The organism is Paraburkholderia sp. SIMBA_054 (assembly GCF_046534875.1).
GTDB lineage: Bacteria > Pseudomonadota > Gammaproteobacteria > Burkholderiales > Burkholderiaceae > Paraburkholderia > Paraburkholderia hospita.
The window spans coordinates 20577-34833 of sequence record NZ_JAWRXV010000034.1; the positions used below are offsets into that span (position 1 = coordinate 20577).

Genomic DNA, 14257 nt, shown 5'->3' on the forward strand with positions numbered 1-14257 from the left:
GGAACGAATCAGCCGCCTCCCGATTGGGCAAGACGAAAGTAGCGGTTCGCGGAGCGAAGCGCAAGACAGCCGCTCGTCGAGCGAGCTTGACGTTATTGAAACGGCGAGGGGCTTGATGCTCGCGACCCTGTGTACCGGTAAGTCGATAGACGCTGTAGCAGCTTCAGTCAAGATGTCGAGGCGGCATTTCCTCCGTGTGTTTAAGCGCGTCACAGGAACGACACCACATAGTTGGCGTTTGGGAGAATAAGTGCGCGGCTCTCAGCGGGATCTGCTGAAAGGAGATTCCAGCCTGACCGAAATCGCGCACACTTATGGCTTCGCTGACTACGCTCACTACAGTCGGGTTTTCAAGCGAGTCGTTGGCACATCCCCAAGTGTCTGGCGCACGTGGGCGGCCCGCAGTGCTGAAGCGGCCGAAGGGCTCGAGGGTCGGATAACGAGAGCCGAGGACTTTTCCGGCGCCGACTCGACGGCAGCCATCAGGCGCTCAACGAAGGCGATTTAACGGACAGATCGGCGTCAGGCCGGACGTCGCGCGAGCGTTTTCACCTCGAACTGGAAGTCATATTGCGGCAAGGGACGAACGTGGCCAATTGGATATGGATTGAAGGCGCTCCGCCGCACTGTTGAAGCGGGAAAACACCGACCGCGGCTAAGCACGGTTGTAGGCCAAACCTGTATGGTTGTCCGCCGTCCTTATAAGGCCGCCGTCGGCTCTGGCTCTTGCCAGGAGGTCCCAAAAATAGTATCTGCAAAAACATACTCAACAGTTGTTGGTGTTCACAAATGCTGCTAGCCGCGCTCACAGAAGTGTGCGCCTAAACGATGTCGAGAACTTCGGCGGATTGATGACGGAGGTCCACATCTGCCACGCGGTGGAACCGAGTGAGATGAGCCGTGGGCACCATCATCGACAACTTCCGGCGCATGACCGCTGCGCGCTGTGGCTCACTGCTCTCCACGCCATGGCAGGCGTTGTTCCATGTGTCGTTCAGCGCATTGGATCGGCGGCGTTCCATAGCTGGTCGAGACGATCTTGCGAAGCCGGGATATCGTTGCAGCGTCGAACCAGGGCGGGGACCGGCATCCGTCCTCACCCTGCGGGCGTGGCGCAGGCGCTCCCGGTGGCGACGATCCTGTCCGCAGCGGAACGCAGGAATGCCAGGAACTCCGCGGCAGACAACGGCCGGCTCAACAGGAAGCCCTGCATCTGATCACAGGCGAGTTCGCTGAGCGTGCGCAATTGCGACTCCGTCTCGACACCTTCCGCCACGACCTCGATCTGCAATGCGCGCGCGAGTGTCAAGACGGCCGACAGCAATGCGCTACCGCGCTGGCCGTCGGCGCCGAGATCGCGCATGAACGAGCCGTCGACCTTGATCTGGTCGAAACTGAAGCGCTGCAGATAGCCGAGGCTCGAGTATCCGGTGCCAAAATCGTCGATGGCGACGGTATAGCCGCGCGATTGCAGCGCTTCGATCGTGCGACTCGTCTTCTCGATGTTCTGCATCGCCGCTGTTTCCGTGATTTCGAACATCAGGCGACTGGGATCGACGCCGGCTGCGCCGATGAGGGCGTCGATGCGGGCCACCAGATCTGGTACGTTGAACTGGATCGGCGAAAGATTCACTGCCACAGAGACCGCGGGCAGTCCGTGCGCGTCCCATAGCGCAATGTTGCGGCAGACCTCACGCAATACCCAATCGCCGATCTCGACGATGAGGCCCGAGCGCTCCGCGATGGGGATGAATTCGAGCGGAGGAATCTCGCCGAGTTCGGGATGACGCCAGCGGAGCAGTGCCTCGACGCCAGTCACCGATTGCGATGCGACGCTGAACTTCGGCTGGAATGACATACCCAGTTCGCCGTCGACCAACGCACGATGCAAATCGCGTTGCAGGATTAGCGACTTGAGCGTGGTGTGGTTCATCTGCGGCTCGAACACGCGGAACGTGTTGCGCCCGCTTTGCTTCGCCGCGTACATCGCGGCGTCCGCGCTATGGAGCAGTTCGTCGGCATTGCTGCCGTCACGAGGATGGAATGCAACGCCGATGCTCGCGCTCACGCGCAGCGGCAATCCGTTGACGACGATCTCCGGGCTTAACCGCCGCAGGACGCCATTTGCAACCGCCCCGGCGGACGACGCATCGGCCACGTTCTCGACCACGATCACGAATTCATCTCCGCCGAGTCGTGCGACCATGTCGGTATGGCGCAAGTCCTGACGCAGACGCTCCGCGCACACTTGAAGCAGGTCGTCGCCGACGCGGTGGCCGAGGGAATCGTTGATCGACTTGAAGCCGTCGAGGTCGATGAAGAGCACAGCGAACGGCGATTCTCTGCGTGCGCATTCGGCGACCGCCTGCCCGATGCGCAATGAGAGTTGCTGGCGGTTCGGGAGATTGGTCAGCGCGTCGTGCGTGCCGAGATAATGCAGTTGCCGGTTCGCGTGCCTGAGCGAGATGGAGAGGCTGCTCGTATGGAAGCCAAGCAAGGCGAGCGTGCCGACCAGCATGGTGAACGACGTCGCGGTGACGACGAGCGCAAGCCAGTTCGCATCGAGCTTACCGCCGGAGAGGCAAAGACTGCCGGCGGCGAAATTGGCCGCGCTCATGCCGACGTAGTGCATTCCAGTGATCGCGAGCGCCATGATGAAGGCCGCGCCGAGCCGCTTGACTATGAGGTTCTCCACGTCCGATGCGCGCAGCGTGAACGCGAGCCAAAGCGCCGCCATCGAGGCGGCGATCGCCACGCCCACCGACAGCGCGACTTTCCAGATCGTGTATGTGATCCCCGGCGACATCTGCATCGCGTGCATGCCGGTGAAGTGCATCGCGGCGACGCCGACGCCCATGATCGTCCCTGCGGTGCACAGGCGCCTGGCCGACAGCGCGCCGCGGCTCGCGGTGGCAAGTGCGATCAGCGACACGCAGATCGCGAGGAACAGCGACGCCATGGTGCTCGAGAGATCGTAGCCGACCGCAATCGGCAGCGAGAACGCCAGCATGCCGATGAAGTGCATCGACCAGATGCCGACGCCCATCGACACCGCGCCACCGACGAGCCACAGCGGCCGCCGTTTCGTGCTCGTGAGCGTATTCAGGCCGCCGGACAACTCCACCGCTGTGTAGGACGCAAGGAATGCGACCACCAGCGACAGGCAGACCAGCAGCGGGTTGTAGACACCGGTCATCGGCCCTCTCTCTTGTTCAGTATCAGTCTTGCGCGACTGCCTCTTCTTGCGGTTCTGCTTCGAACGGTCATGCCGCATCGGCACGCGGCGCATGCTCCCCGCTGTTCTATCGACAATCTGGCGGATAACTTTATGCATCCGCCTGCATCGGACTGCAATTCACGCGTTTGCATCGCGGAAGATGGAAGACCCGCACCGGACGTATTCTATGGTTTTACGGCGTCGACGACGTGTTATGGTGACCTGCCGCAGCCTCTGATTTTGCCGGCCTCGTCAGCGCGTTTCCTCCCGCTGTCCGTAACTGGGCGCGCTCCGACCGGGCGCGAAAAGGGGCCCGTGCAATGCTGCAGTGCTGGCAGGAGGCTCTATGGATCGCCGAGACGCCGTAGTCATTGCAGCATCGCGCGGGGGAATCCCCGTCCTGAGAACATTGGTCGCAAATCTGGTACCCGACGGGTTCGTTCTGCGTTGTCCTGCACATTGGCCGGCACCGCAGCGTACTCCCCGAGTTGTTGTCGCAATGGGGGCCGCTGCCCGCAGTGAACCCGGCACAGGAGGAAGGCGTGCAGCCGTTGTCCCAATTGCAGCGGCGTGCTGTGGCGGATCCGTGATGACCGTCCCCTGCGTTACCGGTGTCATACGGGGCACGCGTTTTCCGCCTTGTCGCTTGAAGAAGCCGGCGCGGACCGTTCCGAAGATGCGATCTGGGGGGCCATCCGTGCAGTGCACGAGCGGATGATCTTCGCGCACGAACGTCAGCAGTGGGCACAGCGCATGGGTAGTGACGAGGACGTGGCGCTGGAGCAGGCCCGCATCGACGAGAACCGCAAGCTGGCCGAGTTGCGCGCGGCTGTTGGCGCGCACACGCCGTAACGGGCGCGGGGGGACCTTCGCTGCGTGACAGCAATGACCGCGCACCCGCGCATCACGGGGACCGGCCAACGGCTGTTGAAGTTCGTACATCGACCGGAGCAGGGAGCGCACGTGCGTCGATCACGTCGCTGGCGGAGGGTCTGCCTTCAGAGCGTCAGCTATCCGGTGTATCGGGACAGCGTCGCCTGCCTGGCGGTGCCAAATATGCCGGCCTTCTCGACACCAAGCCGCAAGCGTCATGCGACGGAGGAACAGTTCCGTCTGCTCGTACGAGGCGTTACCGAATACGCCATCAACATGCTCTCTTGTACGGGATCGTGACAAAACTGGAACATCGGCGACTAGAGGATCAGGCGATACAGCCTGTCGGAGTTCGTCGAACAACACTTCTCATGTGAGGACAGGGCGTCCGGAGCGCCCGCGTTCCGGCGGTTATAGTCGGCTCCGTGGCGTTGAGATAACCGCATCAACAGCGGGCGTGCGCAACCGGTTTGCAATCAGGCGGCCCGCCCGGGGCGCCGGGTTCCGGTCCAGGCTCATCCTTGCGCGGTGACGGCTCGCGCTTCGGGGTCTTGCGAGCGGGAGGTGGCTTGTCAGGATTATTAACAAACTTTGCGTTCATGATCGGCGTAACGATGGGGCGCGCACAGAAAACGCACCTTCACGGCAGCGGTTCGGCGGTGAGCTCATGATACGCCGTATGTACTGAGATCGACCACAGACAACGGATATTGCACGTACAACGATGTCGCGATAGGTCAGTGTCGTCATCAACGGGAGGTCGCGGACATCGAGATCATCCATCGTTGTGAGCGCCCCCGCAAAGCCTGCGTGGGTCCGGTCGTGGTAGTGTCCAGTGTCCGTTGTCACTACTCCAGCAGTGTCGTCATCTTTCCCTCCGCATCCGTCTACATGGTGCTTCACTGCCGAACGTCGGTCCATCCGGCCGGGTTTGGACGCAGCTTAAGCATGCAAGACATGTAACATGTAGTCGCTGCTTCATCTGGCTGCCAGTCGTCGGTTGCTGCGTCCGCCGCCGATCTGTCCGCGCGCGAAATCGACGCGCTGTTCGCCGATGGCACGATCTCCACGACGCTAACGCCAGTGGGACTGGGTAGCCATGCCGCGTCATTGTCGTGCGGCAGGGCGCACGCTTCCAGATGCCCAGGTTGATGCCCATCAGCGCGACCCAGATCCACGAGTCGACCAAGGCGAGCACGACACCAAGGTAATAGACCGGGCTGCCGGTCATCGGCGGATAGAACGTGAAGAGCACCGAGGCCTGGCCGGCCGCGACGGGCACCATCGCCATCACCGCGCCGATCATGAGCAGGATGAACGCGGCCCGTGCCCACTGCGCGCCGACCAGCGCCTGTTGCAGCGCCAGCTCGACGATCGCATAGCCGAAGCCCATTGCCCAGGGTCGGCAGCACGTAGGCATCACGGTGCCGTGTGCCGTCACCGAGCGGTAGTACAGCTCAGGCTCGCCGATCCACGGATGGAGCGGACTGCGCGCGAGCATCTGCCATGCGTCCAGCGGCAGCGCAATGCCGAACGCGATGACCATGCGCCAGCAAATCTGAGCCTGATCTGCCGAATCCTGTACAACGGGCTTTTTGCGTCGGGTCTCGCCGAGCTGCCGGGCAGGTGGGGCATGCCGCGGCATGCGACATGCAGACTCATGGCTTGACGAGCAAAGCCGTCGCGCGGGAGATGTCGGAAAGGGCGTTACAGACGAAAACCATGTACGCCAATGTCGCTGTGCCTAAATGCGCGTCGCCAATGCGGCCACTTAGAGTGAGCGGGCTACCTCGGGTACGCCATGCGCTTCAGCGCTTACGCGGTATCTTGGGATTAAGCAATGGATTGAAGCCTGTCGAGAGTCCGGAACCGGATGACGGCGCCGAGGTGCCTTTGCGCGCAGGCGCCTCCTTATCTGTGCGCCGCTTTGGACGGCTTGCGACGCCAAGCTGGTCGATCAGGGCATCGTCATCGTCGGATCTTTCTTCCCGGTCCTGTCCGGTTTCATGCTTCGTGGGCGCCTTGGCGGATTTGGAGCGGGCCTTGCCGGCCGCTTCGGTGACCGCCCCCAGATGCGCCATGATCCGCGCGAATTCCCGCGCGCCAACTTCCGGCACGTGGCCTGGCATTAACGTCGATACAACGATGTCGCGAAACGTATGGCCGTCGACGGACCGAATTTCGGTTTCAGTCTCCCACTTCACCTTTGTGCCGATAAATGCCTGCAGCACGCGCTGCAGGACCGCCGGCGACAACACGCCGCCGTCATACAGCGCCACCACCGCTCGTTCGGCGACGTGAAATAGCGACGATGTTTCGCGCGCGGCCACTACCTGGGGCTCGCCCGTTCATCCCGCACAGTGGAGCGCGGAGCGCTTTCCTCTTCATCATGCGACGGCGCAGCCGCAAGCGGGTCCATGTCTGGCGGCAGACCGGGCGCGGGACGACGTTGTTGCGCGGGATCGTCAATTGGCTGATTGGCCGGGTCTGCGACCGGGTCGATTGTCGGATCGGTTTGCATCGCGTTGTTTCCTTTCGCAAGGGGATAAAGAGAAACTGGCAATGATCGGAATCGCGGTGCCAGGCGGCATCTGCGGCCATCGTCTCTGTGGAACGAACATTCTCTCGGCCTGATCCGGGCGCAGTGACGTTACATAGCTGCAGGTGCAGCCGCACGAGTGCCGGGATGCTATTTCAGCTTCACGATTTGTCGTCCTGGGACGGCGGTGTGGTTTCGGACAAGTCGTCCTTTCGAACTTCGGCTTGACGGACGGTCGTGCCATCTTCGCCCGTCTCCGAGATGTCGGTTTCGAAGGTCTCGCCTCCCTCCGACCTGGCGGTGTCCGGATCGGGGGCTTGCCTTCGCCCCCTTGCTGCTGTTTCTGGCCCGTAGTCATCGTGTACTCCGACCGCAGTGGACGTGCGGCGTGCCGTCTAGCGTCTGAGTCGCACCGCCGCATGCTCGATCGCGTGCCGCAGTACTTGCCCGTTTCGGACCACCACCCTTGTCCAGATCGCCAGCTTGTGCGCCCCGCGACGACATCGCCAGTGCCAGGGTCACCGCGAATCTCGTGTCGGCACAACCTGCTGTCCTGTCATGAACGGCTATTCAGTTCTCGTCATCGCAAACCAGCCGTGGGTGCCGCGGATCCGTGACGTCGATCCGGTGCCACGCAATCCGATGACTGTGCGAGCGGCTCCCGTGCAGCATCGCTTCACGCAGCAGTCGCGGCAACAGCCCCACGGCGAGTCGCTCGAGCACGGCATCCGGGCCGACGTGGAATTCAGTGATCACCCACGCGTCGCCGCTACGCACCACATGAATCGCCTCGATGCGTCCGACGGGCTTGCCATCTCGCGACAGCACGCGCCGGCCAAGGGTTAGATCGACATTGAAGTGCGCCATTACCGTGCCCCCGGAATGCGCTGGACGACGTGCTCGCGCAGCCAGCGTTGCCAGTCGTCGAAAGGCGTGCCGGGTGCATCGACTTCGACCTCGATGTCGATGTCGATGCGGCGGATGCTGCTCCAGGGAATCCGGTAGGGCTGCGCGTATCGCGCGCCACCGATTTTCGTGGCGAGCCGCGCGACCCACCGTGCGGTGCGCTCCCCGATGCGTCGTGCCATCGCTACCGAGCCGATCTCGATTGCAATCAGTTCGGGCGGCCGGCCCGGCCTTAGCTCTGCGACGAGACCATCGACGCGGCCCATTTTCCTGCCGTGGCGATCCACCACCTGCTTGTCGAGCACATCCCGCACGAGGTCCATCATGTGCCTCCGAGTATCTGCAGCGGCAGTGCGACAATTGCCAGCACGAAGCTAAGCGCTACGATGGCAATGACCACCGCATTGGAAACCGCGCCGTTGCGGTGACGTCCGACATAGCTCTCGTCGTTCATCAGCACCAGAAACGGAACCACGGTGAGCGGCAGGCTCACCGCGGTCAGCGCCATTGAGAACACCGTCAGTTTAAGGGGATCTACGCCCGCCGCAATCGGGATCGCGCTGATCACGAGCGCGCACGTATAGACCAGGCTGAACCCCGGATCGTCGCGCGGCTTGCGGTTCTCGCCCCAGTTCCAGCCAAAGCCCTGCGCTACGAAGTACGCCTGCTGCAACGCGATCTGCAAGGTCGCGCCGAAGCACGCGAACGCGAGTGACGCGACGAACAGCACGAAGCCCCAGAAGCCGAAGACCGCGACCAGCATCAGCGGCAAGTGCGGATAGTCGTCGATGCGCGTGATGCCGTGTGCGGGAAACACGCACGCCGCGGTGATCAGCACGGCCAGCGAAATGGTGCCGCCGAATGCCATGCCCAGCGTCGCGATCGCGCGGTTTGCACCGAGATAGCTCCGGTCCCAGCGATCTTCGATCGCGCCAGACGAATAGAACAGGAACAGGGACGGCGTTATCGATGCGCCAAGGATGCTGACCACCGTGAACCAGTAGTTCGCGCGATCGTGATGGGGCACGCTGGGCAGCACGCCTGCCGCCACCTGATGCCAGTCGGGCCGGAGCACCACCGCCGCGACAACGAAGCTCAGCGTGACCAGACCGAGTAGCGACACGCCTTTTTCGATCAGTCCGAAGGTGCCGCGCCACAGCGTGAACCACGCAAGCAGCGCGACGGGTAGCGCCCACCACGGGTGCTTCACCCCGGTTGCCATCTCGAGCGCGATGCTGACACCTCCGATTTCCGCCGACAGCACCAGCACATTGACAGTCAGCGTTGCGAGGAACGGCAACATGAACAACCTGATGCCGAACCGGTCGCGAATTCCCGCGGCGATTGTGTGCTGGCTCACCGCGGCAAAGCGGCCCGCCATCTCCGTGAGAAAGAGGATACATAGCGTGCCGAGGACAATCGGCCAAACCAGCTGGAAGCGGAACGCCGCGCCGCCCTGCGCGGCCGTCGAGAGTGATCCCATCTCCAGAAACCCGCCGACGCTCGTGACGACGCCGAGGGAGATTTCGAGCAGTTTTTTCATCCCGTCTGGCTCCGCCTGAAGACACCGTGTTCAAGCATCGTCCGTTCCCGCCGGCGCTACGCGTCGGCACCCGGCGTGGCGAGCGGACCGTGTGTCGGGGCGGCGCCGTGCGCAACGGCGGTAGTGGGACGGTCCCCGGTTTATCGGCATACCTTTGCCCCGCTTGCTTGAGCAGCGATTTCGCAAGGCCCGAAGGGACACACTGATTCGCACTGTGTTCTTCAAACGCAATCGGCTTCGTCATCATGGCGGCAGCGGCCACAACACTCTATGCGAATGGTCGCGGTCTGACGGATATAGACAGCGCAGCGAATGTACTGGACCCCGCCGCGTATCCCATCGCACCACACGTGCTGGCGCTCGCATTCATTGGCACGGCGGTGCTTGCTGTATCGCCTCTGGCGGGTTCGGCGGCGCACGCGGTGGTGGGTGGCATGTTCGAAAGCGAGGACAAGGCGCTTGCGGACCGGCGGGTCTCGCTTCCCCTGCTGATCGTAATGCTGTTGGGCGGTGCCACCGGCGTGGCGCTGACTTGCGTGCATGCGGAACTGCTGCGCCTGTTGGATTGGAGCGCGATCCTGAACGGCTCGACAGTACACCTCATCATGTCCAGACTTGTGCTGCCGAGCACGAAACACTCAGCCGTAGGCGATCCCAGTGCTCACTGGGTGCTTCGCAGTCAATGCTGGCTTGCCACTTCATGTGCAGCCGCCGCGCTCCATCGGGCGCGATGCGCCAATAGCCGTTTTCCGGGCGACCGATAAGCAGGGACTCGTTCGAACGTGGGCCAGCACAGCCTGTCGATCGAGCCGTCCTTGCCGACCAGGGCTGCGCTTTGCCCGTCCGCGAGCATTGCATAGTCCTCGATTCGCAACCCCATGCTCAGCCCGGGCGACGGACGACGCCGAAGCACAGCGCGGCGAACCCAGCCACCGCGAGCGCCGCGAGGCCGCGATGGGTATCGAGCCAGAACGCCGCGCTCGACGGCGATGCGTCGGCATCGAAGCGGCCGCGCACGCGATGCAATGCGCTGACGGGTTGCCACAGGTTCGACGGCCGCGAGGCTGCGGCGATGCGCGTGTCCTGCTGCGCATCGACGCCCGTGCGTCCGAGATAGCGGTCGAGCCAGCCGGGCACCCATTGGTTCGCGACGATCGCTTTGATCGACGACGCACCCACCCACACTTCGCGGCGCCGATGTGTGGCGGCCCAGCGGATCGCGCGCGCCGCGACTTCCGGCTGGAAGATGGGCGCGACGGGGCGCGGGGCGTGCGCCATGCTGTTTTCGGCCCAGTCAAACTGCGGCGTATTCAGCGCAGGCATCTGGACCATCGTCACGCGAACATGGCTGCGTCGATGATGCAGTTCGCAGCGCAAGGCGTCGGTGAAGCCGCGGATCGCGTGCTTCGCGCCGCAGTATGCCGATTGCAATGGGATCGAGCGATACGCGAGCGCCGAGCCGACCTGAACGATCACGCCACGATCGCGTTGCATCATCCGCTTCAGTGCGGCCATGGTGCCCCATACAAAGCCGTGGTACGTGACGTCCGTGATGCGCGCGAAGTCACGGTGCGAAATTTCATCGACTGGCGCGAAGGCCGTCACCATTGCGTTGTTCACCCAGACGTCGATTGGACCGAGGCGCGACTCGATGGAGCCGGCGGCGGCATCGACGGCATCGGCGTCGCTCACGTCGACCGCGATGGACAGCACCCGCCCGCCCGCTGCGCGTACTTCCTGCGCGGTGTCGTGCAGTGCGTCAGCGTCGCGCGCGAGCAGCGCGACGTCGGCGCCGTACCGTGCGAATTCGAGTGCGGCAGCACGGCCGACGCCCGCCGTCGCGCCCGTGATGACGACCGTCTGAGGTTTCCTGAGACTGCGCACATTCACCTCCTGGTAGGTCGCGTTCGCGCGATGCACATTTATAGCTCGCCGCGTGCAGCAAGCGCTTCGATCCTGTCCGCCGTGCGGCACGCAATCGCCTGAAATGTCAGCGACGGATTGACGCCGCCCACGGTCGGAAACACCGAACCGTCGCAAATCCAAAGATTGCGGATATCCCAACTGCGGCAATCCGCGTTGACCACGCTGGTCGCGGGATCGTCGCCCATGCGCGCGGTGCCGTTCAGATGGCAGGTGTCGTCGTGTTGCGCCCAGACCTGTTTCGCGTCCGCGGCGTCAAGCGCCTGCGTCATGAAGCCGAGCGCGTGCGAGATCAGCCGCCTGTCGTTGTCGCAATAGCTCCACGTCACGCGCGCGATGGGCAAACCGTACTGATCCTTCTCGTCGGCGAGCGTCACGCGGTTGCGTTCCTGCGGCAGCGTTTCCCCGACGATTTTCAAGCCAGCCTGATGGTTGTACAACTGCATTTCATCGAGCAGCGCCTGTCCCCAAAGCCCGCGGCCGAACTGGGTCTGTGCCCACACGGCGGGTAACGGCCCCTAGCTCATGTACGCATAGCCGCCGAAGAAGTCCTTGCCTGCGTCGGTGTAGTTCCAGTGCTCGGAGATGGCAAGCGAAGGCGGTCCCTTGTACCAGCGTATTTCGTCGTCCAGCACACCCCACACGGCCTGGTTCGACTGCACCATCAGGTTCTTGCCGACGAGCCCGGAGCGGTTCGCGAGGCCGTCCGGGAAGCGGTCGTTGGCCGACATCAGCAGCAGGCGAGGCGTTTCGATCGCGTATCCCGCGACGACCACATGGCGCGCGCGCTGAAACTGCCAACGGCCTTCGCGCAGATACTCGACGCCCGTTGAGTGTCCCACCGCATTCACGTCGATGCGGCCAGCCATCGCGAGGTCGCGGATTTCGGCGCCCGCGAGGACGGCGCGCGGTATCCAGGTGACGAGCGCGCTCTGCTTTGCATTTGTCGCGCAGCCCGACACGCAGAAGCCGCGATAGACACAGGGATGGGCCTTGCCGCGCGGCGCGGAGACCGTCGCGAGCGGCGTAGGGCTCCAGCCGATGCCCATTGCGTCGGCGCCACGTGCGAGCACCAGCGCCGCCGCGTTCATTTCATGCGCGCGAAACGGATAACGCGGCCGTTTCGGTCCCCACGGGTAGCGCACAGGGCCTGCGATCTTGAGCGCGTCTTCGACGTACGCGTAGTAGCGCCACATCTCCTGCCACCCGATTGGCCAGTCCGCGCCATAGCCGAGCAGGCTGCGCGATTTGAACCACTCGCGCCTGAAGCGCAGCGACACCATCGCAAAGTGGACTGTGCTGCCGCCAACCGCCTTGCCGCTATTGTTCGCACCGAGCACGAGCGGGTCGTCGCCATCGACGATGCGCTCGTCGGTCCAGTAGAGCTTCGACTGATGCTTCTCGTCGGAAGCGAGTTCTTCGAGTGGCCGCCACCATGCGCCCGCATCGAGTGCGACGACCTTGAAGCCTTTTTCGGCGAGGCGGCACGCGAGCGTGCCGCCACCCGCGCCCGTACCCACGATCACGAAATCGACTTCCTCATTCTACGGATACTCGCGCATCGATAGCCAGCCACCGCGCGTGAAAACGTCGGGCGCGCGGCCGTCCTTGCCGCGAGGATGGCGAAGTGCGTCATCGAGCGCGCCCGTTCTCCCGTATCGTGGCTTCCTCGGCTTCCCATGGGTCGCGCCGGTTGAAGTACATGCGCACGTAGCCGCGCGGATTGGCCGGGCCGCCGAAGCCGATTTCGCTCCATGCCGACGGATGCGCGTAGTACGTGGTGCAGATGTCGGGTAGTACGCGCTGTGTGAAGAAGAGCTGCGACGGCATGTTCCGCCACGCGTCGCGCGCCAGCGTGCCGTGCTGCATCGCCTGAACCATGCCGATGCGCGCGCATTCGTCGAGATCGGCGAAGACGGCGTGGTGCCGATGCAGACTCTCGTCATCGAGCGCGGCGAGACCGATGCGCCACGCGTCCTGCAATGCGGGCAGGCGCGCGTTGCGATAGCCGTCGCTCTTGCCCGTCGCAATCTTCCGATCGACGAGGGCAGCAAGCTGCACCAGCGGCCGGCTGACTAGCTGGCAGTCCGGTTGCGGGATGACGACCGCGCACAGCGCACGCAACGCGCGCCACTGGACGACGTTGCACCACGCGGGCTCGTCGGCGGTGGCGATGCGCTCGTCAATTACGGTGCGGGTCGCGTCGTCCCATGATGGCGAGTCCCGTTTGTCGAGCACGTTGTAGCCGGGATAGTCGGGCAGAGACCGGGCGTCATTCATGTTCTGTTTCCCTCATGCGCAACGCAGCGAGGCCGGCGAGCGCGAGCGCGGTGAAGCCGGGCGGCGCGGGTAATGGCGGGCCGCCCAGAATGTTCTGTGACCAGTTGCACCAGCCGCCGTGGCTGCGGGCAACGCCGCGCGCGTGAAAGAGCGTGCCGGAAAGGCCGAGTGCCGCCGTCACGCGCAAGACGATGCGCGTGATCCAGCGTTTGCGCGGCGCGCAGAGGGCGGCGTGCGCGAGCATCGACGCCGCGAGCGGCGGGATCGCGGACGGGCGCATACATCGCGCGATGCTGGAACGCGCCGCGAAAGTGCAGCAAACCGACTTCGGCCACCGTACCCGCAAGCCCGATGCTTGCGGCGAGCGCGAGCGCCTTGCCGGCCGGCATGCCGAACAGGCGGGGATCGGTGGCGGGCTGATTGCGCAACTGTTCGCCCACGGCGCCGAGCGCGCCCGAAAGCAGCAACGACATCGGCGCGCCGAGGGGAGCCCGTAAAAAAGGTTGTGCCAACTGAAGCCGCCTGGCCGCTTCGTGACGTTATAGAGATGAAACGCCGTGCCCGCCATGCCCGCTGCTGCCGCGGCCAGATACACCGCGTGCCTGACGTCGTGCGAGGCCTCCGTGCGATCCGCACCACCATGCAATCCGGCGAGCAGTGAGCTGGTCGCCGAGATAAGCGGCGTGATCATCGCGCGGTTCCCGAACGAACCGCGATAGTGCTCGACTGCGCTATCGGCCAGCGCGGAGAACGCGAGCAGCGCGGAACTGTGATTGAAACCGCGCGCGGCGTCGATGTGCGCGTGCGATGCGCCGCCTGATGCGTCGGAACGCGTCGAGAGAAGACGGGCAGGTGTGCTGTTCCTCTTCGCTGTCAGCGCGGCAGCGCCAGAGGTCGCGAATAGCGCACCGAGTATGTAAAGCGTGGTTCTTGTCATGGTCATTCAGCGTGATCGAAATACATGGAGTGCGTCAGT

11 protein-coding genes and 4 pseudogenes are annotated in these 14257 nt (G+C 63.8%); 4 read left to right on the top strand and 11 right to left on the bottom strand.

Annotation, left to right across the window (positions count from 1 at the left end; all coding sequences use genetic code 11):
• Nucleotides 1-172: 172 nt before the first annotated feature.
• Together SB822_RS33490 and SB822_RS33495 are read left to right on the top strand one after the other, a co-directional pair.
• Nucleotides 173-250 (top strand): AraC family transcriptional regulator, encoded by a 78-nt coding sequence (locus tag SB822_RS33490; protein ID WP_410856598.1) that lies wholly within the window; start codon nucleotides 173-175, stop codon nucleotides 248-250.
• Nucleotides 251-508, top strand: coding sequence for a helix-turn-helix domain-containing protein (locus SB822_RS33495; RefSeq protein ID WP_410856561.1), 258 nt, complete (start codon nucleotides 251-253; stop codon nucleotides 506-508). It begins immediately after the preceding gene.
• A 588-nt stretch (nucleotides 509-1096) separates the two neighbouring features.
• Here the strand turns inward: SB822_RS33495 and SB822_RS33500 are convergent.
• On the bottom strand, nucleotides 1097-3196 hold the full coding sequence (locus SB822_RS33500; protein WP_410856562.1) for a putative bifunctional diguanylate cyclase/phosphodiesterase: 2100 nt from the start codon (nucleotides 3194-3196) through the stop codon (nucleotides 1097-1099).
• A 573-nt stretch (nucleotides 3197-3769) separates the two neighbouring features.
• On the opposite strand from SB822_RS33500, the pseudogene SB822_RS33505 reads away from it, so the two are divergent.
• Nucleotides 3770-4069: pseudogene (locus tag SB822_RS33505) on the top strand (chemotaxis protein CheB); the annotation flags it as partial.
• A 1096-nt stretch (nucleotides 4070-5165) separates the two neighbouring features.
• Here the strand turns inward: SB822_RS33505 and SB822_RS33510 are convergent.
• The 6 genes and pseudogenes from SB822_RS33510 to SB822_RS33535 form a co-directional block, all read right to left on the bottom strand.
• Nucleotides 5166-5636 (bottom strand): annotated as a pseudogene (locus SB822_RS33510) (cbb3-type cytochrome c oxidase subunit I); the annotation flags it as partial.
• 262 nt (nucleotides 5637-5898) lie between these two features.
• The gene (locus SB822_RS33515; RefSeq protein WP_086910005.1) at nucleotides 5899-6420 is read right to left on the bottom strand and encodes a hypothetical protein; all 522 of its coding nucleotides are present in this window, start codon (nucleotides 6418-6420) and stop codon (nucleotides 5899-5901) included.
• Nucleotides 6420-6611, bottom strand: coding sequence for a hypothetical protein (locus tag SB822_RS33520; RefSeq protein ID WP_086910004.1), 192 nt, complete (start codon nucleotides 6609-6611; stop codon nucleotides 6420-6422). The genes SB822_RS33515 and SB822_RS33520 overlap by 1 nt, the downstream gene beginning before the upstream one ends.
• A 588-nt stretch (nucleotides 6612-7199) precedes the next feature.
• Nucleotides 7200-7496 (bottom strand): hypothetical protein, encoded by a 297-nt coding sequence (locus tag SB822_RS33525; protein ID WP_410856563.1) that lies wholly within the window; start codon nucleotides 7494-7496, stop codon nucleotides 7200-7202.
• Nucleotides 7496-7861 carry a hypothetical protein gene (locus SB822_RS33530; protein WP_410856564.1) on the bottom strand — a complete coding sequence of 122 codons (366 nt, stop codon included), beginning with the start codon at nucleotides 7859-7861 and terminating at the stop codon, nucleotides 7496-7498. Before SB822_RS33530 ends, SB822_RS33525 begins: the two co-directional genes overlap by 1 nt.
• The gene (locus SB822_RS33535; protein WP_086910001.1) at nucleotides 7858-9078 is read right to left on the bottom strand and encodes an NRAMP family divalent metal transporter; all 1221 of its coding nucleotides are present in this window, start codon (nucleotides 9076-9078) and stop codon (nucleotides 7858-7860) included. Before SB822_RS33535 ends, SB822_RS33530 begins: the two co-directional genes overlap by 4 nt.
• 245 nt (nucleotides 9079-9323) lie before the next feature.
• On the opposite strand from SB822_RS33535, the gene SB822_RS33540 reads away from it, so the two are divergent.
• Nucleotides 9324-9842: a divalent metal cation transporter gene (locus SB822_RS33540; RefSeq protein ID WP_410856565.1), complete on the top strand. Its 519-nt coding sequence runs from the start codon at nucleotides 9324-9326 to the stop codon at nucleotides 9840-9842.
• 118 nt (nucleotides 9843-9960) lie between these two features.
• Here the strand turns inward: SB822_RS33540 and SB822_RS33545 are convergent, their stop codons facing one another.
• From SB822_RS33545 to SB822_RS33560, 4 genes and pseudogenes are all read right to left on the bottom strand, one after another.
• Nucleotides 9961-10962 (bottom strand): SDR family oxidoreductase, encoded by a 1002-nt coding sequence (locus tag SB822_RS33545; RefSeq protein ID WP_410856566.1) that lies wholly within the window; start codon nucleotides 10960-10962, stop codon nucleotides 9961-9963.
• Nucleotides 10963-11000: 38 nt separating this feature from the next.
• Nucleotides 11001-12563, bottom strand: a pseudogene (locus SB822_RS33550) (GMC family oxidoreductase).
• A gap of 70 nt (nucleotides 12564-12633) precedes the next feature.
• A complete protein-coding gene (locus SB822_RS33555; protein WP_410856567.1) occupies nucleotides 12634-13281 on the bottom strand; it encodes a gluconate 2-dehydrogenase subunit 3 family protein in 648 nt (215 codons plus the stop codon).
• A pseudogene (locus tag SB822_RS33560) lies at nucleotides 13274-14224 on the bottom strand (hypothetical protein). Before SB822_RS33560 ends, SB822_RS33555 begins: the two are co-directional and overlap by 8 nt.
• Between the last annotated feature and the right edge of the window lie 33 nt (nucleotides 14225-14257).